The sequence below is a fragment of the Bacillus sp. EB600 genome (genome assembly GCF_024494385.1).
Taxonomy (GTDB): domain Bacteria; phylum Bacillota; class Bacilli; order Bacillales; family Cytobacillaceae; genus JAEVLT01.
The window spans coordinates 1-23400 of the sequence record NZ_JAEVLT010000055.1 but is presented as its reverse complement, the minus strand read 5'-3'; the positions used below and the strand labels follow the sequence as shown (position 1 = coordinate 23400).

The following is a 23400-nucleotide window of genomic DNA, read 5'->3' as shown; positions in this document are numbered from 1 at the left end:
GTTGAGTGATTTTTTGTTTTTCTTGATGAAGGATCATAAAGCTTTGTAAACAGAGGATCAGTGTGCTTCCAGGTGCAGTGTTTTTTTAGGAAAGCAAGCTGTTGAATGGCTTGGGAGTAGGAAAGATGATGTGTTTTGACAAGTTGAAAAACCGAATAAGCTAGAGAAATTTGAATTCCGGACAAACCGGTTACATACTTTTTTCGATCAGCCGGCTGTTTTGGAAAAATTTTGGTCCATGTTTCAAAAAAGATTTGTGCCGCTTTTTCCATTGCTTCAATTTCAATGTAACGGCCGCTTGGTTCGATTGATTTTCCTCTTAATTCTCCTTCAAACATAGCAAGTAGACACTTTCGTATGATTGTTAAAGAGGTTAGGGCTGAACTTTGATTTGATATTCTTGAAAGCTTTTGCTCAATTTCAAACTGATGTGTAAGATTTTTTTCGGTTTTCCTCGCAAGATTCGTAAAAAAATCACGATGATCATACTGCATGATAATCCCGGAGTATGCTTCTCGTCTTTCTGTATTCATATCGGTAAAAAGCTGTCTCTCTTCTTGTTGTGAAAGATTTAAATAGATTTGCATCGAGACTGAATAAGAACGAATTTTGTCTAAGGAGGATTGATATTTTTCGGCTAATTCCGGCATGTTTGTCTCTTCTGCCATTTCTTTTTTTGATTTTAAATGACTGATGGCTGAAGACAGACCGGCACTTCTATGCATCCCATCGAGTATGTATAGCTTGCAGCCAGGTGCTAACACCCAGGAATCTTCTGACTTTTTGATGGCACCACGTGCAGAAAAGACAAAGGGTGAAAAGTAAAAATCGTCATTTTCGACAGATTTTAGAATAAAATCTCTTATCTCCGATCGTCGGCCAGGATCCAGCTTCCGTTGAACCTCCGGATCCACTTCAAAGATGGCTTCTAATAGAGAAAAGCGCATTTGTGTGATTAAAACTTCTTTGCCAAATTGATTGTAATCGCTCCCATTGATTGTCGCTATAACATCATGAGTCAATAGTCCCATATTTTTTGTCAATTGTCACCTCGGAACTATTATAGCGAATCCTTTATGCTATGCCTATTTAATTTTTTATTCTAGAATATAATTCTTTATCTCTTTATTCGCATTAAACTTTGTTACGTTTATACAACATTGACAAATTTTATTTTTCTAGTAAAATTTTAAGTTTCGTTTTATTTCTAATTATTGATAATTTGTATCACTTCCAGATTTAACCCTGAAAAAGCCTTCTTATCCAGGAATTTACTGTTTGATTAAATCATGATTAGAATTCAGCCAACAAATATTAAACTCATTGATCTATTTTTTCTTTGCTATTTAGCTTCAAGAAAATTTCGAAAAGATATCACAATTATTGCACTTCATAATTATTTTCAGCAAATTCTCTTTGAAATTAAAAAATGCTCCTACCATGTATTAAAATGGTGGAGCTTCAAGGTCATATTCAATATTCATATAGACTTTTAGGTCTTTTTAATGAGTTTTGACACAGCCATTGACATCATTTTTTATAGTGGACAATAGTGCTAAAATCAATTCTTAGAGCAAAAAAGAGTCAATTTTTGTGTCATCCCACCAGAACTTTTCATCTCGAAAACAAATAAAATAATCTATCAGACAAGCATTGTTTGATAGACTAGATCACTAGATAGGAGCGAATAAGAAATTGGCAAGTACGTATCCAGGCTATTATACAACGAGTCACTACATTACAAGTCTTACGTATCTTCCAGGTTACGGGTCAGATTTTGCTGCTCAGAGTAATACCAATCTAACAAACAATCCATCCCTTTCTTTTTTAAATGAAGTCATTATTCTGGATTTTGGCAAACCAACAGTTCAAACGCAGCGTGTTAAGAAAAATAAAATGAATACGTATGGTGCGTCGTTATTTAATTCTACGATTTTTACTTCAACCAATGACATTGCAAGCGGGGTGGAACAATTTATCGATTCTTTTGTTGCATCCTTCACGTCCCCTACAGTATCCTACTCCATCACCATTGCCGTTGGAACAACAAATTATGGAAGTCAGGTTACAAAAGCCCATGGTCAAGCTTGGGGGAACATGATCAACTCCATTAACATCTATATTTCTAATAAAGCTGTAACTGATTCACGATACCAGTCGATACAAGCAGTTGGGGCAAATGATATGGAGACAGGATGGAACTCGCCAAGTGTTACACGCTCATGGGTAGATGGATATCGCAGCACAACAAACTACCAGCTATGTAATTTTGGAGACGCAGGTGGTATGCCTCAAGCGCCTTATGGAAGAACTTCGTATATTTCTGGGACGGGGAACAATGGATGGACATTAGATGATATTTGGTATGTTTCTGATGGTGGAGTTAATCCATTTACCAATACTCGGTATTCCTTTTCTTTACCAGAAATTTATACAACATCTGGCACCCAAGCTGCCCAGTGGTTTAATCTAGATCTTTATTCCCATCAAATTTATCAACAACCGCTTAGCATATATGGGGTCTTAACAGAGAACGCAGCGGACAACACGACAAATCCACCGAGTGGTCAGAATTCAGGATGGAATCAGTTGGCGGGATATATCCAAAGTTCGAACGTCACTGCAGCTGACTTAGCAAATAAACCGCCATTTATGCAATGGGCCACAGATATTTCTTGGGCACTTCCTTAAATACTTTTGCTCCATTCAACAAATTTAGTTAACAAATTAGTTGCAATGCCCTATCCATTGCAAGTTTCTTACGCTTGTATAGTAGAAATATAAGCCTTTTACACACTCTTTTAAATAACAAAATAAAACCAGCAATGTACATTTTGCTGAGCTATGGGGTCAGTCCTCCGCCGAATTAAAGCATTAATTTGCCGGGGGACTGACCCCAATGTCTAAAAAAATACTAGGCACTTTCAGATTATTGGGTAATACTGCTCATATCTTGGATTCGTGTAATACGGAGGTCTTGCTCCTATTTTGGATATTTGGTAGGCATAAGGATTATTATTATAAAGGACCTCTTCCTTCTCGTACGAATGATTCACTAACAATAATTGTATTTCCCTATTAAATCTAAGGTAATGCACACCAATATACCTCCCTGAAGATTCCACTTTCCTTCACCTTATTCATCCTTCCATCAAAATGAGCCCGCACCTATATGTTTTTCATAAAAAAACAAACATGCACTTCATTTGCCCATCTTTCATAAAGTAATCAGTAATAATTTTTCTAGGAGGATGGCTATGGCACAAGACAATCAAAAAAAGCGATCCCACCAGGATTATCCACTATATCCCAATTACGGTAAAATAACACGTTACGAAGACATTCCGGTTACGGTTCCAGAACAGCGACAGCTTCGTCAGCCGGGCGTAGAAAAATTAATGGTTCCAAGACCCATTATTGAAAATCCAAATTATAAAGGCAGCGGAAAACTTACGGAAAAAGTCGCACTCATAACTGGTGGTGACAGTGGGATGGGCGCTGCGGTAGCCATCGCTTTTGCAAAAGAAGGCGCTGACGTTGCGATTGCTTATTTAGATGAACACGAGGATGCGAATCGAACAAAGACAAGAATTGAAGAGCTTGGACAACGTTGTTTACTACTGCCTGGAGACTTACGAAATAAACAGCAATGTATTGATATCGTAGAAAAAACCATTCAAGCCTTTGGCCAGCTCGATATTCTTTGCAACCACGTCGGCATCCAGTTTCAGCAATTAAGCCTGCTTGATATTACCGATGAGCAGTTTGATGATACCTTTAAAGTAAACATCTATTCTCATTTCTACACCACCCGTGCCGCCCTTCCATACTTAAAAGCTGGCAGTTCGATCATTAATACAGCTTCTGTTGTGGCGTACTATGGGAGCGAGCATTTAATGGATTACACAGCGACAAAAGGGGCTAACGTCGGGTTTACCCGTGCCTTGGCCAACAATTTAATCGAAAAAGGAATACGAGTAAACGCTGTGGCACCCGGACGAATTTGGACTCCCCTGATCCCGTCGAGTTTCTCTGCTGACCAAGTTCCACTAGTGAACAATCCGATGAAACGTCAAGGTCAGCCTTTTGAACTTGCCCCTGCCTTTGTTTTTCTCGCATCCGATGATTCACGATTTATGACCGGACAGACCATTCATGTTAATGGCGGACAAGTGATGTCATCATAAATATAAGCGTCAAACTGTTGCCACCTAGTTCGATTCTTTTTATTTATTAGATAATCTTCTCCTCATAAAATTAAAGCAATGAGCTATGGGGTCGGTCCCCCGCCGAAGTAAAGCGTTAATTTGCCAGGGGACTGACCCCAATGTCAGCCTTTTTATAGATAGGGACCATGTAAGATACGTGGTAAAATAAAAATAAATGATTCCAAACAATAATAGTTTTATATACTTTTCTTTTGATGATTTTTCTTATTTTTATTGATAATTAACATTTTAATCAAACTAATAAACATTATTAAAATTCTATAAATGCCATTAAATAAAACAAATAATTCTTCATTTTTAGTCCCCTAATTATTAATTTCGAATGGTTTTTGTTAGACGAAAAACTGTCTTTCGACGTTCTCTTTATAATACGAAAACACCCGTTTACTCCAATAAGTTACATTTGTTTTTCTTTAATAATGAACGTATTTGATAACCAAAATTATTTGAGAAAATTTCAATAAAGCCGATTTTACCTTCATAAACTTCGATTGTTCCTATTCCTTCAAATGAAAAGCCTTCAAGTTTATCCTCGTTATCAACATACTGAGAAAGATAAAATAATAAAGTTCTGTTGCTTTCCGTTCAGAAACTTTTTTCATTTCTTACTTTGCGATCCATAATTACGGTTTCATTATTACCAGTTGTTAACATCTATTTTGCGGATAATAACAACTACGATGATAATATCGCAATTGAAAAATAAAACAAATGAAACAATAAAAAATTGGTAGATTAGGAATAAAAATATCATTTTTTTTCAGAGGGATATTTTTTATACTATATAATAGTGGGTTAAACATGTATCTATACATTTTTTGTTTTAAATGTGCTGTAGTACGATTTCGATTTATTGTATAAATTTTTTAAGTCAGGAATGGGAGAACTGAGTCATGGCTAAAAAACGAAGAAATAAAGATAGTGATGGTATAGGAATATTATTTATTTTTGGATTGATCCTATTTTTTAGTTTACTTAAATTTGCTCCTCTTTTCTTGGAATTTATAGTTTTGCTTATACCAATAGGAATAATCTACCTAATTTACAAAAGGTATAAACGTTATCAAATTCTTAAGAAATCGGATTTTTACACGATTGATGATATGGAAGGAATTGAATTTGAAAATTATTTAAAGGTGTTATTCCAATCCCTTGGTTATAATGCAAGCGTAACTAAAACATCCGGTGATTTTGGTGCAGATTTAATATTGTGGAAAAATTCAACAAAAATTTTGGTTCAGGCTAAAAGATATTCCAAAAAAGTTGGTGTAAGTGCCGTTCAACAAATCGTCGCTGCTAAAAATATGTACAACGCGGATGAAATTTGTGTTGCAACCAATAATTACTTTACAAAACCTGCAAAACAATTAGCTCAAGCCAATGATGTAAATTTAATAGATCGAGATCAAATTGTACAATTGATTTATCGCGCCAATAAAGAAAGTAGTCATGACCCTTCTAGAGAGGTTAAGAAGAAAAAGGCCTCATCCTTAATTGTTATAGGATTTATATTAGTGATTGTTGCAATTACCAACCATTCCTTGGCCAGTGTAAAAATTCCAGTTCCGCAAAAGGTGCCGACTTTGATTTCAGCGGCAAGCAAGCCTTCGACGACGAGCACCGACAGGGTTGCCCCGTCATCGTCCGCCACTTCGGTCTCTCCCGCTACTGAAAATCAAGCAGACATTAACCAAGATATAGCTTTTGTGACGAATAGAGCAGGCGAAGGTTACATCGTTGACCCATATCCTGATGCCCTAGTGCCAGATGGCTATGGTGGTATGCTTTATGCTTTCATCGTCAAGAATGAAGGGGACGGAGCGACAAATCAGATTTATTTCTTCATCAACAATCGTTTTGTAGGTACGGACACCCCCATCATGCATGGCCCAACGACTGTTGCACCGGGATCAACGGGGATAATTATCGCCACTTACGCGCATTACCTTCCAAACGACCCGATGTCTACCCCGTCAGGAACGCCATACACCTGCTCATTTCACTGGAATGGAAGCCAGCTGGTTTCCATTAATCCACAGGCACTGTACGATATTACCCACAACTCGTAACCAGTTTATAGATTTCTATATACAATGAGTTAGGGGATGCTTATCGCTTTCAAAAATTGTTTCTTAAATTTATATAGTAAAAAGGTACGATTCCTCATGAATATTAAAGGAATCTTACCTTTTTTTGTTTTCATCTCTTTATTTAAAGGTATAGTGTTTCTGCTTATCCAAAATGACAGAAAGATGATGTTATTGCCTGATCTTCCATTCCTCATACTTGAATTTCCCGAATTTATTTTTAAATACAACTTTTAAAAAAATAAATGTCCATTTTAAAATAAATAATAGCCACGGCAACATACAAATTCGTTCGAGAAAATAAATGAATCATGGAAAATAAAATTAATGATTAATTAAAAAAATACTAAAATAAAATACGATTTTAGAAATCTCCTTTGAATAAAATATGCAAAATGTTGAATAAGATTTGGTTGAAATTTAAGCCGGTAAACCGAAAAATGGATTTGCAAAGGTAAGAAAAACTGGAAAATGGGTGGGTGGTGGTGAAGGTGGAAATGGTCAATGATAAGAGGTGAATTTAACAGATGCTGGAAAAAAGGGGTGGGTGCATGAAAATGAAATTTACCGACCCCAAACATATATATCCCCGGAATTAACATGAGGGAAAAACCGTCGGGTAAAAAAACGTCATCCGAACCCTTATTAGTTTCAATCGAGTAAAACAAAAATGAACAATTTCTATTTTTAAAAGGGCGGAATTATGTCCCCTGTCCTAAACTGGCACCCATGTCAAGGACGTATGAAAAAAAGAGTTAAGCACCTATAAGATGATTCCCATATTGAATAGGGGTCATCTTTTTTAAATTCCATTGATAGCGATAATTGTTATAGTAACCCTTATATTGATTTATTTTCGCCTCTAGTTCTTTTAAGGTTTTACAAGATTGATAGTTTACTTCATCCTTTAATAAGAAAAAAAGACTCCTGTGGGGCAGATTCCCAACAATTTCCTCGTCTGAACATAGTCTGGCCTAAACCATATCAATTGAGGAAACTCAAAGCAAAAACAGCCCCAAAATTATGAAAAAACATAATTTTGGGGCTGTTTTATTTAACATTGTTTTGCATTTTTCCCCTTTTTGCAGTGCCCTCCTTTTGAGCACATTTTTTTGTTGTATTATTGTCCTCTTATATTCTTTTAACACGGCCATTGAATTCTTCTTTCCAATAGTCTTTCGTCATATCTTCAATCGCAACACCTGTAGAGGCCCCTATGATTTGCCATTTCCTTTATAGTTACCGACATGACCATCGGTTTGTAAGTATCGAAGAATACAAGGTCACCTGGTTTCATTTCATTAGGTGATATGGATTTCCCTAAATAGTTTAAAGTATCTGTGCTAGTGGAATTTAACGGCCCTAAATTAATCCCTACTTGTGCAAAAGCCCAATGCACAAATGAGGAACAATCAAAGCGTCCTCTGGCTATATCACTCTGATTTCTTCCACCACCAAAAATATAGACAGAAAGCGTTCATAAATTTATGTTTAAGTTTTGCGAACGTGAAAAATGGCTATTTTTGAACAAAAATTACCCGTTCGTAAAAGTGGACTTTTTCGAACGCGTATAGAACTAGAAATAGTAAAAAATTAAATTCGTACATATTTTGTGAGGGGGAAAATCCAACTTATTTGATTAGGAATATATGTTACTCCATAAATATCATAATCCCCATCATTGAAGGAGCAGGCCTATCCAGAGCGTAAATTATTAAGATTGCCTCGGATGCATTCCAAACAGTAATACATTGATAAATAAACATTAAATGAAGTGCTATTTTATCAAGGCTTGGGTGTTTTTGTCTGTTGGCTCATAAAAACGACTATTCAGAAGTTTAGATTTATGTATTAACTGTATTTGTAATTGATTTAAGACCTTAACCAGTACTTCTTTTGTGGGTTCATCAAGGATAAACCATGATATAGTAAGTACGTTCCTTTAACAGCTTGCCACCAGAAGCCCGGTTTCCTCCTTTAATAAAGGAAAGCCGGGCTTTTTTTACTATGACAGCTAGCACACCGAATCATATATGTTGAGTGGTCGACCTCTGTGTATTACTCGCCACATCCTGTCCGTTATGCGGCGAGGTTTTTCAGTTAATCCAGAAATTCCCTTAATAAGATTTAAAAACTATCGCTAACTTAATTATTTTTAATATATAATTATCGTAGGGGTCAATTATCCTAGTAAAATAAAAAAAGATTAGGGGTAGAAAAGTTGAAATTAATTATAAACTCCATTGCATCTATTTTTCTTTTGTTTGGTTTGGCAGCTTGTAGCCAAGGAAATGTTAGCAACAGTGACAAAAAGGCGTCTACAAGTGCTGCACAAACCACTAAGACTGAAAAAGTGGAAACTACAAAAGAGAGTAATCTAGATCAAACAAATACAGCACAAAACAGTGACAATCCTGCTAGTTCAACAGCATCAACACAACAAACACAAGCATCCAACAATACTTCTGATACAACACAAAGCGAACCTACTACTAACCAAAATCAAGTTCCAGTTTCTTTAGTAGAAACGGTGGATGGGGATACTATTAAAGTAAACTATGACGGTAAAGAGACTACTGTACGTTACTTACTTGTAGATACTCCAGAAGAGAAAAAGCCAGGAACCTGTGTGCAACCTTTTGCCATGGATGCAGCCAATCGTAACAAACAACTTGTAAACAGTGGGAAATTAACGTTGGAGTTTGAAGAGCACAATAAGACAGACAAATACGGTCGTTTACTGGCTTATGTATATGTGAATGGTCAATCAGTACAAGAAACCTTATTAAAAGAAGGATATGCACGTGTGGCATATATTTACTACCCACCATACAAACATTTGTCTGAATATCAAGCAGATGAAAATATGGCAAAAGGAAAAGGGCTAAATATTTGGTCGAAGGCAGGCTATTCAACATCTAATGGTTTTGTCGGATGTGTTTCTTCAGGAACTACAACACAAAACAGCTCCACAAGTGGAACTACTCAACCAAAACCAGTTACAGCTTCATCATCCACGACTACTCAGAGTACAGAAACAGAATACTTTGCAAATTGCACAGAGTTAAGAAAGAAGTACCCTGATGGGGTGCCAAAAGGACACCCTGCCTATCAGGATAAGATGGACCGTGATAAAGATGGTTATGCATGTGAAAGATAAAATAAACAGCGATGAGAATATTCTCGTCGCTGTTTATTTTTATAATCATTACTAATGAAAAAGGGAGAACTCAGTCCCCCTTCCTCTCTGTGACTTCTTCTATAATGGTTTAGATCCACTCGATTTCTTCTTGTTGGCTGCTGAAATCATCAGTGAGTCGGACAAATTTAAATCGTATGCGACACGTACAGAATATAAGCCCCCAATCAAACAACGCATATAAACACGTAGCGCCTCCTGGTACTATAAATGTATCAATTTAAGGAGGTGCCTTTTTATGCCGCATCAAAAACTAACGATTGTCCCCGTTACATTACATACCGAAAATGAAAAAGCTTCTGCAACTAATCCAGCAGTGGCTTCCCCAAACCCTACATGCACGATCAAAACTGGCAATGCTGAAATATACTTCTACAATGGCGTAGATGAGCACATCATCCAAATGGTCATGAGGGAGTTGAAAGATCAGTGAAACACGATTATACAAGTGTGAAAAACATTTATATCATTTGCGGTAAAACAGACATGAGAAAAGGAATTGATGGACTGGCAACACTGATTCAAGATTCTTTCGAACTTGATCCATATGGCGATTCCATTTTCTTATTTTCGGGATGGAGTAAAGACCGTTATAAATGTTTGTATTTCGATGGTGATGGCTTCGCCATGCTTTATAAACGTTTGGATAACGGCAAGCTGCAATGGCCCCAAGACGAAAATGAGGTGCGCAAACTTTCTCAGCAGGAAGTTCGATGGCTGCTCGAAGGGTTATCAATCCAGCAGTCAAAGGCGATTCAATCATCATCAAAAGGTGTGTTCTAAATTAAATAAGTCACTAATTTTATCTTTATTCCGCTTTTCGAACTAGTTATAATAAGAAGAACGAAAACGAACGAAAAGTGGTGAATGATGTGGCGAACGCTTCTTCTACGAATGAAAACAAAACCAAAAAATTAATTCGGCTGCTCGAAGAGCAATTGGCTCATTCGAATCAACAAAACAAGGAATTATCGAAACAAATTGAAGCGTTAACCGAGCAAGTTCGCCATCTAACTAAGCTTTTATATGGATCAAAAACTGAAAAATCGAAATACAATACACTGGATGGGCAAGTATCACTATTTGAAGATGACCCGGCTTTTAATGAACCTGAGCACACAGGAGAACAAAGCCAACAGACGATTTCTTATACTGTTGTACGTAAAGTTCAAAAGAAAAATCGAAATGATTCATTGCGTGATGGTATTGAAGTAGAAGCTGTTCACCATCATCCAAAAAATACGATCTGTGACTGTTGTCAAGGCCAATTGATTGAAATTGGGAGTACCATCGTACGCGAAGAAGCAGAATTTATTCCTGCAAGAATGAAGAAAGTTCAACACATTGAACATGCTTATGAATGTAAAAACTGTAAAGGTGATGGATTTCAAAAGGCGCAAATTAAACGTGGTAAAGCGCCACAAGCTCCTATTCAACGCAGTATCGCAAGTCCAAGCGTCCTTGCCAAAGTTATCTATGATAAATTTGCGCAATATTTACCGCTTTACCGTCAAGTAAGGAATGGGAACGTTATGGTTTGAATACCAATGATAAGAATCTTTCCAATTGGGTCATTCGTGTAGCACATGATTGGTTATTGCCCGTTTATGAACGAATGAAACATTTGATGATGGCTAAATCTGTTTTACATCTCTATGAAACTTATACACAAATTATCAACCGATCCGATGGAAAATCTGGACAAACCAATGCCTATAATTGGGTGTTTCGAAGCCTGCCAAGCCAAGGGCCGATAATAACTCTTTTTCAAAGTTTATTATCACGTGCTCGGTCTGTCCTTGAGAGTTTCATTGAAGGCTTTTCTGGAACAATTATTTGTGATGGTTATTCTGCCTATGACAAAATTGAGGGTGTCACTTTCGCAAATTGTCTTGCGCACGTTCGTCGCTACTGGTTAAAAGTGGAGAGCAAGAATGGACAAATCGGTGTAAATTATTGTGATGATTTATATCGATTAGAAAGACAATTCAAACACCTGTCTCCGAGTAAGCGAAGAAAAAAACGGCAAAAATATTCAAAGCCAATCGTTGAAGAGTTTCTGGACTGGGTTGAAAAATCACCATTCTTCGGCAAAAATGCGCTTTCTAAGGCAGCAGAATACACTCTAATAGAGCGAATGGTTTAAAAGCATTTTTAATGGATGGACGTATCGAAATTGATAATAATCCAGCTGAAAATGCCATCCGTCCGTGTGTTGTTGGTCGTAAGAATTGGCACCACTCAGTTAGTGAAGCCGGCGAAAAGGCCAACGCTATCTATTTTAAGTATCGCAGAAACTGCAAAAGCAAACGGTGTGGATTTTTATCTATATCTATTGAAGTTACTGACGGATTTACCTAATCTAGATATCTATTAACGACCGGAAATTTTAAATCAATATATGCCTTGGACAAAAATGATCCAAGCCGAATGTGGAAATAAAATGAAATAACCGTACATCTGATAAAAAAGTCATGATATACGGTTATTTCTCATGCGTACCGGGTCGGTACGCTTATTTTTTATAATTCGGGCTTACGGTTATCTTTATTAGATCAGTATTTTCATTCTTTCATTCAATTATTTGTGTGTCTCATAAGGAAACAGTAATGAATTAATCTGATTTTCTAGGATGTGAAAATATTTTCTTTATTAGTGACTCCTGAATCATTTATTCCTCCCCATAAAATATCCTGCCATAATATCATGAAATTTTTTCATCAACTTTAAATTAAATGGCCGAAAACAGACTCTTGAAGCTGTTTTCGGCCATTTCTAATATGGGAGAAATATGCTAATTTCTGTTACGCCTCGAGGAAGAACCATATATCATTTAATCAATCTGTTTAGCGGATAATCTATCCTCTAAAAGTTCTGGGGCAACAGTAAATGACGCTTCCGTTCTTTGTTTTATTTCCTGTACCGTAACACCCCTGGCTGTTTCAGTAAGTACCATGCCAGCAGGGGTGAAATCAAACACGGCCAAGTCCGTGATTAACCGGTGAACAACCTGCCTCCCTGTTAAAGGCAGACTGCATTGTTTTTTAACCTTCGTTTCCCCATTTTTATTTACATGCTCCATAATAACAATTACTTGTTTGGCGCCATTAACAAGATCCATCGCTCCGCCCATGCCTTTTACCATTTTTCCAGGAATCATCCAATTAGCAAGATCTCCCTCCTCTGAAACTTCCATTCCACCTAAAATCGCTAAATCAATATGCCCTCCACGAATCATTGCAAATGACTCTGCACTATCAAAGAAGGAAGCACCTGGTACGGTGGTCACTGTTTCTTTCCCGGCATTTATTAAGTCTGCATCTACTTCATCCTCGAGGGGAAATGGTCCAATTCCAAGTAAACCATTTTCAGATTGAAGCATCACTTGAATTCCCTGGGGTATTTCATTTGCAATCAAGGTAGGCATTCCAATCCCTAAATTGACATACATGCCATCTTTGATTTCTTTTACTGCTCGTTTGATTATTTTTTTTCGTGGAGTTGACACCTATAATCCTCCTCCTTTTCCCTTACCTATTGCACTGATTGAATGACAGTTCTCCGCTCAATTCGCTTCTCATAATCCGTTCCCAAAAGAACTTTTTGTACATATATACTTGGAGTATGAATTTCATCTGGATCAAGTTCACCGGTCTCTACTATTTCTTCTACTTCCGCAATGGTGATTTTCCCAGCCATTGCAGCTAACGGATTGAAGTTTCGAGCGGTTTTACGATAGACCAGATTCCCTAACTTATCTGACTTCCATGCTTTTATAAACGCAAAATCAGCTGTAATGCCTTCTTCGAGTAAATACGAACGTCCATTAAAAACCTTAATTTCTTTTCCTTCAGCAATTGGAGTACCAATGCCCGTTGCAGTATAAAAACCGGGTATTCCTGCCCCACCTGCTCTAATTCTCTCAGCTAACGTGCCTTGTGGAACAAGTTCAACTTCTAATTCACCACTTAAAAATTGCTGCTCAAAAATCTTGTTTTCTCCTACATATGATGAAATCATTTTTTTAATTTGTTTATTTGCTAATAAGAGTCCAAGACCCCAATCGTCTACCCCGCAATTATTGCTAATAATCGTTAAATTTTTTGTTCCTTTTTCTTTTAGAGCCAGAATTAATTTTTCCGGTATTCCTGAAAGCCCAAAGCCTCCAACCACGATTCGGGCGCCATCTTTCACATCATTAATCGCATCTTTAAATGATTGAACCATTTTACTGTTAGCCAAAAATCTCACCCTTTTTGCTATTCATAATGTTTTAATTTAAAAAAGTATTCTTATCCATTTAAATGCTTCAATAATATTGTTGTTTTTTCAGAACACTTACTAAGCCATTTAATCGTTACTTCTTCACGACTTCTTATATTTATTTCTCTGGGGATTTTCATTTCAACGGTCACTTTTCCCGCTTTTGTTAAAAAAACATGGCAAATACATCGTACCCATTGTTTCTTAATTAACACATCTGCTTCATAAGTTCCTGCATTTGGCAGGGTGTTAAAGGCGGATACATAATATCTGATTCTGGATACAGTTTTAAGGTTATAAATTGGATATAAATTTGTAATATAGCCTTGAGTTTGGTAGTAATCACCAAGGTAATCTGCAATTTGATTTACCTGACCGGAGCTAAGAAGCTTCCTGATCAAAGTGGAACTAATCTTGTTCCCGTTCAACTCCACTTTTGATAGCTTATTTACTAGAAAAGCTCCTTTACCATTGGCCTCAAGTGTTTGCATCGTCCCCAGCCCTCCGCTGCCATAAGTAAAGTCAAAACCGGCAACAACTTCCTTTACATGAAGTGAAAGCAAGTATTCCTTTACAAACAATTCCGGTGCAAGGCTTGCAAACTCTTTATCAAAACGAACTACGTATAATCTCTCCACCCCCATATCCCTAAGAATCTCAATTTTTTTCTCTAAAGGTATTAAATAATGAAACTTCTCTTGGCTTAATATCTCTTTTGGATGTGGAAAAAACGTCAACACAGATAATTCTAGCTTCTTTTGCTTTGAAATCTCTTTTGCTTTTTCAATTAATTTCTGATGTCCTAAATGAATTCCATCAAAAAAACCAAGAGCCATAACACTGGGTCTTAATTCTGATCGTGAGTTACTCGCTAAATCGTTAAGAAAAATGGTCTTCATGATCACTTACTCCTTTGGAACTTCCAACTTTTTTGGCTCATATCTTTTTAGATATCTAAAAAACATGAGCCAAATAACACTACACTATTTCATCTTTTTTACTTGGAACAAGTAAAATTCCAAGTACTGCTATGATTCCTGCGATCACAAATGTATAAAAGCTCCATATTAAATTAACTTTCATACTTAACAAGTATCCAACAAGGATTGGTCCGGAAATTGCCCCGATTCTTCCAATTCCGAGTCCCCATCCTAATCCAGTCGCCCTTGATTGGGCAGGATAGTACTTAGACACAAATGCATTCATAACTTGAGTAGTACCAACTGAACCAAAGCCTGTAACTCCTACTAACAAGTAGGTAAGAGCGATCGGCGGTGCACCTACAGTCAAGAGACTGGCACATAAGGCGGCAAGAAAATAGGAAATGGCAATTATCTTTTTCGAACCAAAGCGGTCAGCAATCGCACTTGCAAAAATAGCTCCAAAACTTGCGGCCAAATTCATCACCAGTAAAAATGACAGACTAGAATTAAGTGAATAGCCCAATTGCCTCATTATTTGCGGCAGCCAGGTGTTTAACCCATATACTAAATAGAAGCCCATGATATAGGTAAGCCAAATGAACATGGTTGCTTTGAAATATTTCTTTGAAAAAAGACCTTTAATCGAATTGTTTTCTTGCTCATTTCCAGTTGCAATTTGTTCAGTAAAGAAGGATGGATCAATTTGATAACGGTTACAAATTGCATCAGCCTCTTCTTGTTTGTTTCTAGAAAGTAAATAGCTTACAGATTCAGGTAAAGACTTAATCATGATTGGTACTACCAGGATAGGCAGGGCACCAATCCAAAACATAACTCTCCAACCATACGACTGCAAAAGCAAGATAGACAATACAGCACCTAAAACGGTTCCAAATGAATACCCTGAAAACATTAGTACATAGTTTAATGAGCGACGGTGGCGCGGGGAGTATTCAACAACAAGCGATGATGCTGTCGGAATAACTCCGCCCAGGCCCACGCCTCCAATAAAACGTAACGCACCGAATACTTCCGGAGAAGTTGCCATTGCACAGCCGGCCATTGTCAGTGAAAATAAAGTTACTGATATCACTAATGTCCATTTCCTGCCCAAATAGTCTGTGATCGTACCAATTAAAATTGCTCCGATTAACATCCCAAAAAGGGAATAACCTCCAATTGCACCTGCATGGGTGGGAGTTAATGCCCAAGGTTTGTAGTCCAATAAACTGGGCAATACCGCACCATAAATTCCCAAATCGTATCCATCAGCTAATATTGTTATAAAACAAATCCCTACTATAAAATACATTAAGGACTTAGAAACGCCTGCGATGGAGGCAGTTTCTTTTTCGATTGCTTGAGGTATTCCTTTAACCATTTGACTCATTCACATTTCACTCCTCATTTAGGATCTTAAAATTTTCTTAATGGGTCAATTTCTATTAAGCTCTCCTTCTATTTTTCCTAGAAGGTACCTCTATTAAAATATAAGCATGATAAAATGATCCCCTATTGAATAGGATTTACCCATTTATTGGAATTTCCCCAGTTGTTTTATAAAAAATGGTTTTGGGAAAAAACTCTATTTTTTCTCCACCCAGCTATATTGATAGTTTTGATCTTCTACTTGTATAGCCTTTTTCACAACTTTTAGCGGTTGAAAAGTATCAATCATAACGGCCAATTCCAGCGTCTCTTTTTTGCCAATACTTTCTTCAATTTTTCCCGGATGCGGGCCATGCGGAATGCCTGCCGGATGGAGCGTAATCGATTCTTCCTTCACTCCTTTACGGCTCATAAAGTTCCCTTCGACATAATACAAGACTTCATCACTATCGATATTACTGTGATAATAGGGAGCTGGAATAGATTCCGGATGATAATCGTATAAACGGGGCACAAACGAACAAATCACAAAATTATGCCCTTCAAAGGTTTGATGAACCGGCGGTGGTTGGTGAATTCGCCCTGTAATCGGTTCGAAATCATATACGTTAAAAATCCATGGATATAAATAACCGTCCCAGCCAACAACATCAAGAGGGTGGTGGGCAAAATAATGGGAATGTAAGAAACCTCTTGATTTTGTCCTGACTTCAAATTCACCTTTTTCCATGTAGGTAGCCAGACTTTCAGGGACCCTTATGTCGCGCTCACAAAAAGGGCTATGTTCCAACAGTTGGCCAAATTCATTCCGATACCGCTTCGGAGTCGTAATCCAGCTGGTTGTTTCGACTACAAGAAACTTGGTTTGCCCTTGATCCGGTTCCACCTTATAAATCGTCCCTATCGGTATGACAATATAATCACCAGGTTTATAGTTCAAAATTCCGAAAGTGGTTTCGATTTTGCCTGTCCCATGATGGACAAACAAAAGCTCATCCCCATCACCATTCCGATAAAAATAATCCATCTTTTCTGTCGGATTAGCGACCCCGATTAACAGGTCATCATTCCCCAGAAGATATTGCCTTCCCATCACCGCATCACTTGGCTCTTTCTTCCCATCACCCGTGAAAAAATGGCGGGGACGAAGTGCTCCCTGCTCTTCGAATTTCAACATCCGTTCACCCAATAATTCGGATCGGTAAAATTGGGTAGGCGGATTATGATGATACAAGATCGATTGAATTCCGGAGAATCCTTTTGTACCCATCACTTGCTCTCTATATAAGGAACCATCTTCCTTGCGAAAAACCGTATGCCTTTTCGGTGGGATTTTCCCCATTCTTTGATACATTGGCATCTAGTAAACCTCCTGAAAAAATTCCTATTCTACAAACTATTTTTCGATGTAAATTTGTTCTTTCTTTTGTAATGCTTGTTTACGGTCAAGGGCAGGTTCAATTACGCCGGTTACTTCTCCAAAGCCAATCCGGTAACCGTCACCCTGGCACCAGCCTGTCATCGTCAGTTCATCTCCGTCTTCAAGCCATTGTCTTTGTTCATCTTCATTGAGCTTAATAGGTTCAGTACCTCTCCAGGTTAATTCCAGCAAACTGCCCCGCGAATCCTTATCAGTGCCGCTAATCGTTCCAGAGGCAAGTAAATCACCCGGATTTAAGTCACATCCGCCAATCGTATGATGGGCTACCTCCTGTGCGATACTCCAATATAAATACCGGTAATTACTTGAACAGATCCTTTTTGGCTGTCTCATGTTCTTGCTGCGTAAATGTACCTCAAGGTTGATGTCAAAAGATCCTGGTCTTGTTTGATTAAGGTATTCAAGTGGTTTGGGATCTTGAACAGGTCCTTCCACACGAAATGGTTCTAATGCCTCTAACGGAACGACCCACGGAGAAATGGAAGTAGCAAAGTTTTTTGCAAGGAACGGCCCTAATGGCTGATATTCCCAAGACTGAATATCACGTGCACTCCAATCATTGACTAATACCATTCCAAACACATGGTTCTTAGCTTCGTCAACTGGAATTGGTTCTCCCCGATTATTCCCAACGCCAATAAAGCAGCCAACTTCCAATTCAAAATCCAACTGACGACAAGGACTGAAAATCGGGTTTTGTTCAGGCAGCTTAATTTGACCTAATGGGCGCCGAACCTTTGTCCCGCTTAAAACGATGGAACTCGCTCTTCCATGATAACCAACTGGTAAATGTGTCCAGTTTGGCATTAATGCATTATCTTTGCCCCGAAACATAATTCCTACATTCGTAGCATGCTCTTTCGAAGCGTAAAAATCGGTATAGTCCCCAATCCTGACAGGAAGATGCAGCTCCACTTCATTTCTTGGCAGCAATACTTCATTTCGAAATTCGTGGTCATCTCTTAGCTGTGGTTCATTTTCTGACAATAAAAGTTGGATTTTTTTTCGGACTTCACTCCAAACATTTCTTCCCAATTCCATAAATCTATTTAGAAATGGTTGATTAAAAACCGGATTCTCTTTATTTAAGATTTCAATGAAACATTCCTTCTCTTCCAGGATCGACAAATCCAATACATAGTCTCCAATTGCTACTCCAATCCGCCGGTTTGGATTAATATTCGATGTAAACACCCCGTATGGCAGATTTTGAATAGGAAAATGAGATTCTGGCTTTACTTCAATAAATGACTTCATTTGATAACCTCCTGCTGTTTAATTAATTCCTCAAATTCATCTCTGGGTTCAACAAAGCTGCAGCTTCCAAACGAACATAATGAACTTTTTCGTAACACTTTTATTTCTTGACTTGTCATGCTAAAATTCCTCCAGGACAAACGATCGTGTGAAATTGAAAAATGGGCTTTATTTTCATCGGAAAGAATTTCAACAATGGTTTCTTCATCCAAATTATTGGAATAAGCAAGCATACCTCCCAAAAAGATATTCAGAAATCCATGCATTTTTGTATTTACTTCGTTTCGGAACATCCGAATTGGGTGATGTAACCCTGCAGTGAATTTTAATGCCAGATTTCGCTCCCGACATAAATCCAAGACAAAAGCCACCTGTTCAGCACTTGGAAACATCTCTGCTTGAATCCCACCGGTACGAAGCTTTACACCCAATTTATTTTTTTTGTTTATATTAAAGCTTGCTATCTGATCCAAAGTACTGGTTAATTCTTTCTTCCAATTCTGATTCTTTAAAAGAGGCACCTCACAAAAAACTTTCATTTCCAATTTGGCGGCTTCAGCTGAAATCGATTCCAAAAATTTTATATTCGGAACAATTGGAGGTAAAGCAGCCTCAAAAGCTTCTATTCTTAGCCATTGCACACTATTAAGCATAAAGCTATTAATCTGTGCAAAGTCTTCCTTTAGCTGAGCAACAAATTCCTGCTCAGACTCGGATTTTCTACCAACGATTGACAACAGTAATGGCTTTTGACTTGAGAATAGATTCTCATAGACGTGAATGTCATTGATCCTGGCAACAGGCAATACAAATGGCCCCAGCATCCAGTTATCTTCGCTATTTATATAACTTGCATAATTGGTTACTGCTTCCGTTAATGATAGATTTGCAGGAGGAAACAACCCCGCATAATCAATAAGATTTTCTAAAAAAACCTCGGAACAATTCTGATTCCGCATCTTTTCACATCCTTTTATACGCGAAACGTCGGGGAATTTCCCAGTAAGCTTTAATCGAAGACTTACTGGGAGAAATAACTATTTATTAAGAGCAGTCTTTAAACTTTGACCTAAGCCTTTCTGCATATAAACAAGTTCATCAGCTAAATTTCGAGTTCTAGACAAAACATCCACATCAACAATTTCATTTTGATCATTATAGTGAGCAGCGTGAGCATACACATAACCAGGTGCGATGTATGCACGTAAATAACCGGCAATCGGCTTTAATTGGTTTTCAATCATTAAATAATGCTGATAGGTTCCACCATTTGCCGCAAACCCCATTACTTTATTACGAAAAACGTCCGGAGGGGTTAAATCAAAAAGATTCTTTAGCGGCGCTGGGATTGAACAATTAAAGATGGGAGAACCAATTAAATAAAAATCTGCCTGACATACTTTTTCGAATACTGTTCTCGTATCTGCATTATAATTATTTATTTTTCTGCCATCGCAAAATTGAACATCGTAGTCCCTTAGATCTAAAATTTCCGCGTCTACTTCTGGATGTCTTTGTTTTACCTCATCAAGGATCCTCTGGACTAATACAGCCGTTTTCGCACCTAAAATAGTTCCGGAAATACCGAGCAGTTTCATATAAATCCTCCGCTTTCCTAAAGTTTATCTTGCTGGTTTTACCTGCTTTTGATCAAACATTTGCAACTTCAGCTTCTTTGACTTGGACAACCGATTCCTTAAATGCCGGCATAACTTCTTTTGCAACCAACTCCATTGATTTTAAAACCTTTTCATGTGGGAGGCCGCCAAAATTCATAAGCATCATAACCTGATCACAACCGGCTTCCTGATATTTTTTTAACAGAGCAATAACATCCTGTGGTGAACCAATGAGTGCTTGCTCCCGATCTCTTAAATCTTCATATTTTGCACTTTTCCCGTACATACGAGTATCAAGGTACAAGTCTAAATGTGGCTTTGCCGTTGCAATAGCTTCTTCTCTTGTTTCCGCCACATAAGTGTGAAGTGCAAGTGGTACTTTTATTTTTTTCTCGTCATGTCCTGCTTTACGATATGTTTCTCTGTAACTGTCAATAATTTCTTTCAGCTCAGAAATAGAGTTGCAAGCCACATAAGGCACCCCACTAATGCTATAGCCCATTTTGGCGACAAAATCCGCACCATTTTTACTTAATGTCCCTATCCAAATGGGCACTTCTTTCTGTTTAGGAAGAACCTCAAGTTTAATATCATCAAATTGATAATAATCTCCATGATGAGAGAATCTTTCACCTTTCCATGCTTTTTCAATTACTGCGAGCGCATCATTAAATCTCAATGCTTTATCTTTTCCTTCAACCTTATATCCGGCAAATTCGTGTGGAAGGTAACCACTGCCTAATCCTAAATTTAATCGTCCATTACTTAAAACATCTAACAAAGCATAGTCTTCAGCTACTTGAATTGGATTCTTGAAAGGCAATGTGACAATTGCTGTACCTAAACGAATGTTCTTTGTCCTTTCAGCAGCGACAGCAAGGAATGTTTGTGGTGTAGTCATAATTCCATATTCACTAAAATGATGCTCAGCAAACCATGCAGCGTTATATCCCAATTCATCTGCAATAACTGTTTGCTCTAAAACATCATGTAATAATTGTTCCGGACTACGATTAATTCTTCCTTTGTAGTTATCAAATACCGTAAATAATCCAAATTCCATCAATAAAACCCCCAAATTGTTTTTTAACAAACAAAAAACCAGCAGTAATAGGAATTTAAATGAAGTTTTACCTCATTAAAATTCTTGTATTACTACTGGCCCTTTATCTACTTATTTGAGGTTCGGCTCTTGTCCTTGCTCTGTAGATAATCCAGATAAACACTAGTTTTATGTTGTTAACTAGAGTATATTACAAATATTCTGTTAATTTCAAGTTCTTTTTAACAAATTTTCTGATTATTTTTTCTCTCATCATAAATTTTCTTTGCAGAAATGAGTGCCTGGATGACAGCCTTATATGGAGGGATTAGAAATCTATTTTCTATCTCTTTAATAATTTCATCCAAATTATCTAATGATTTTCCGCGGAGTAACTCAGCGATAAACTCGTTTGTAAAATCTTTTATAAAAGTAAATGAAGCTTTTATAATCACATTTGTTTCTGTATCAACGATAAGCATACATCCAATTGTCTTTTGTAATTCAAAAACCGGAGTCCCCTTTGGCAATTGTGCAAATCCCGCAACCATAATATAACTGTCCTTTAATTCCAGTGACATATACATACTTCCTTTCAAAATTATATTCAAAATATTTTTATTAATCTAATATTACAGAATAAATATCATCTGCTCAACTCTAGAATAAATTTTTCTTCCTTACCTTGGAAGTATTTTAAAAAAAGGTCCCCTTAGATGGACAAGCATACTCAGAAAAATGTAAACAAGATTGATTAAATCAATAATTTCCTGCAACAACAAAAAGACATTCCAATAAGGTTTGTCGTTGTTACAACTCTTCCATGTTTTTCTTAGACTTTTACGCAAACAAAAAACCTTCAAATATAATAATTCAAGGCTCCGAACACACACAGTTTTAGCTTGTCGGTTCCATACATTGTCGTTTAAAATAAACAAAAGACTGTGTTTGTAAGAAGTTTATTGATTGAATTCTTATTTTGGCGGGACTACCTGGGAATCAAATCCAGCAGCGACTACACCAGCTAAAGCAGTTTTGAAGACCGTGGAAGTGTTACCAGTTATCAATTCATCCACATGGAATCAAGGGCTTAAACGCCCTTCTTCAAAACTCACAAACTTTCCTCCTTTTCAAATTCCTTTGGGTCAACTTTTATACCTTTGATCTCTCTTTCTAATTCTTCTTTGCTCCTTTGTCCAAATGCCATTTTAAAACCTCCTTTTTCGATAGGTGCTACTAATACAAATTTTGAATTTTTCTGAAAGTAAAAAGTCGTAAAGGCAGCACATTTTGACCATTGACAATCACATCGGATACGTCAATAAAATCACAGGACGATTTTAATTTAGATTCCGCTTGTTCTTTTGCAAAGTCCAGAACTTCCATTCGTTCTAAATCACAGGGGTCATCGGCCCCAATTACGACCACTATATTAGCAAATTAATCTAGACCCTTGAATTACACAAAATAAGCGATATACGCCGTTTTGGAAATACCAAAATAGGCTTAGACTTATCCAAACTCTTAAACACATCACCACATTTTTCTTTGAGATTTACTTTTTTTCCTGTAATTAGACCTTCTGTTATCATTAGATTCAACTATTTGGTCCTTCATTCCCCTGATGAAGTACTTTTTCATCATTAGATTCATTTTTTTCCTCCACCTTCCAATCGACATTTTCAAGAGAAAGTATCCAATGAGGTATGAAATTATGCAGAAAGATACCACGTACAGGATCATATTCAACAGCTGGTCATTATTGATGCCTATCCATAATGCTCCTAAAAGAATGGCTAGGATAACAGCTCCCGTTGCCAACCGCTCAAGGTGTAATCTCATTTTTCCAGTCCCTCCATAATTTTTTCAAAAAGCTATTTAAGAAATGGAATGACTATTTTTTTAATAAAGAAATTAGATAACACTCCCATTTTGAATCGGTATGTAATTA

Annotated in this window: 17 protein-coding genes and 3 pseudogenes; 7 read left to right on the top strand and 13 right to left on the bottom strand. The window is 37.2% G+C overall.

Features of this window, described 5'->3' with window-relative positions; genetic code table 11:
* Window positions 1-1043: DNA sulfur modification protein DndB (locus JN080_RS26650; protein ID WP_256238985.1), on the bottom strand; the 1043-nt coding region annotated here is incomplete at its 3' end.
* A 652-nt stretch (window positions 1044-1695) separates the two neighbouring features.
* Here JN080_RS26650 and JN080_RS26645 point away from each other — a divergent pair.
* From JN080_RS26645 to JN080_RS26635, 3 genes are all read left to right on the top strand, one after another.
* The gene (locus JN080_RS26645; protein WP_256238984.1) at window positions 1696-2691 is read left to right on the top strand and encodes a hypothetical protein; all 996 of its coding nucleotides are present in this window, start codon (window positions 1696-1698) and stop codon (window positions 2689-2691) included.
* A gap of 566 nt (window positions 2692-3257) precedes the next feature.
* On the top strand, window positions 3258-4187 hold the full coding sequence (locus tag JN080_RS26640; protein WP_256238983.1) for an SDR family oxidoreductase: 930 nt from the start codon (window positions 3258-3260) through the stop codon (window positions 4185-4187).
* Between the two features lie 935 nt (window positions 4188-5122).
* A complete protein-coding gene (locus tag JN080_RS26635) occupies window positions 5123-6298 on the top strand; it encodes a restriction endonuclease (RefSeq protein ID WP_256238982.1) in 1176 nt (391 codons plus the stop codon).
* A 773-nt stretch (window positions 6299-7071) separates the two neighbouring features.
* On the opposite strand, the pseudogene JN080_RS26630 reads toward JN080_RS26635, so the two are convergent.
* Window positions 7072-7297, bottom strand: a pseudogene (locus JN080_RS26630) (IS3 family transposase); the annotation flags it as partial.
* Window positions 7298-7447: 150 nt separating this feature from the next.
* Window positions 7448-7787: pseudogene (locus JN080_RS26625) on the bottom strand (C40 family peptidase); the annotation flags it as partial.
* A 750-nt stretch (window positions 7788-8537) separates the two neighbouring features.
* Here JN080_RS26625 and JN080_RS26620 point away from each other — a divergent pair.
* The 4 genes and pseudogenes from JN080_RS26620 to tnpC all read left to right on the top strand — a co-directional run bounded on the left by JN080_RS26620 (window position 8538) and on the right by tnpC (window position 11967).
* Complete coding sequence (locus JN080_RS26620) at window positions 8538-9476, top strand: thermonuclease family protein (protein WP_256238981.1); 939 nt, start codon at window positions 8538-8540, stop codon at window positions 9474-9476.
* A gap of 277 nt (window positions 9477-9753) precedes the next feature.
* A complete protein-coding gene (locus JN080_RS26615) occupies window positions 9754-9948 on the top strand; it encodes a hypothetical protein (protein WP_256238979.1) in 195 nt (64 codons plus the stop codon).
* A complete protein-coding gene (gene tnpB / locus JN080_RS26610) occupies window positions 9945-10298 on the top strand; it encodes an IS66 family insertion sequence element accessory protein TnpB (RefSeq protein ID WP_256238978.1) in 354 nt (117 codons plus the stop codon). Before JN080_RS26615 ends, tnpB begins: the two co-directional genes overlap by 4 nt.
* 89 nt (window positions 10299-10387) lie before the next feature.
* Window positions 10388-11967: pseudogene (gene tnpC / locus JN080_RS30190) on the top strand (IS66 family transposase).
* A gap of 381 nt (window positions 11968-12348) precedes the next feature.
* Here tnpC and JN080_RS26595 read toward each other — a convergent pair.
* From JN080_RS26595 to JN080_RS26550, 10 genes are all read right to left on the bottom strand, one after another.
* Window positions 12349-13023 carry a CoA transferase subunit B gene (locus tag JN080_RS26595; protein ID WP_256238976.1) on the bottom strand — a complete coding sequence of 225 codons (675 nt, stop codon included), beginning with the start codon at window positions 13021-13023 and terminating at the stop codon, window positions 12349-12351.
* Between the two features lie 26 nt (window positions 13024-13049).
* Window positions 13050-13742, bottom strand: coding sequence for a CoA transferase subunit A (locus JN080_RS26590; protein ID WP_375141784.1), 693 nt, complete (start codon window positions 13740-13742; stop codon window positions 13050-13052).
* Between the two features lie 65 nt (window positions 13743-13807).
* Window positions 13808-14677: an FAD synthetase family protein gene (locus JN080_RS26585; RefSeq protein WP_256238974.1), complete on the bottom strand. Its 870-nt coding sequence runs from the start codon at window positions 14675-14677 to the stop codon at window positions 13808-13810.
* Between the two features lie 79 nt (window positions 14678-14756).
* Window positions 14757-16082: an MFS transporter gene (locus JN080_RS26580; protein ID WP_375141783.1), complete on the bottom strand. Its 1326-nt coding sequence runs from the start codon at window positions 16080-16082 to the stop codon at window positions 14757-14759.
* Window positions 16083-16286: 204 nt separating this feature from the next.
* Entirely contained in the window at window positions 16287-17450 is a 1164-nt protein-coding gene (locus JN080_RS26575) for a homogentisate 1,2-dioxygenase (RefSeq protein ID WP_256238972.1), read from the bottom strand.
* A gap of 36 nt (window positions 17451-17486) precedes the next feature.
* A complete protein-coding gene (fahA, locus tag JN080_RS26570) occupies window positions 17487-18788 on the bottom strand; it encodes a fumarylacetoacetase (protein ID WP_256238971.1) in 1302 nt (433 codons plus the stop codon).
* Complete coding sequence (locus JN080_RS26565) at window positions 18785-19747, bottom strand: hypothetical protein (RefSeq protein ID WP_256238970.1); 963 nt, start codon at window positions 19745-19747, stop codon at window positions 18785-18787. The genes fahA and JN080_RS26565 overlap by 4 nt, the downstream gene beginning before the upstream one ends.
* 78 nt (window positions 19748-19825) lie before the next feature.
* Window positions 19826-20386 (bottom strand): NADPH-dependent FMN reductase, encoded by a 561-nt coding sequence (locus JN080_RS26560; RefSeq protein ID WP_256238969.1) that lies wholly within the window; start codon window positions 20384-20386, stop codon window positions 19826-19828.
* A 52-nt stretch (window positions 20387-20438) separates the two neighbouring features.
* The gene (locus JN080_RS26555) at window positions 20439-21470 is read right to left on the bottom strand and encodes an LLM class flavin-dependent oxidoreductase (RefSeq protein ID WP_256238968.1); all 1032 of its coding nucleotides are present in this window, start codon (window positions 21468-21470) and stop codon (window positions 20439-20441) included.
* A gap of 221 nt (window positions 21471-21691) precedes the next feature.
* Window positions 21692-22030 carry a DUF3870 domain-containing protein gene (locus JN080_RS26550; protein ID WP_256238967.1) on the bottom strand — a complete coding sequence of 113 codons (339 nt, stop codon included), beginning with the start codon at window positions 22028-22030 and terminating at the stop codon, window positions 21692-21694.
* Window positions 22031-23400 lie beyond the last annotated feature (1370 nt).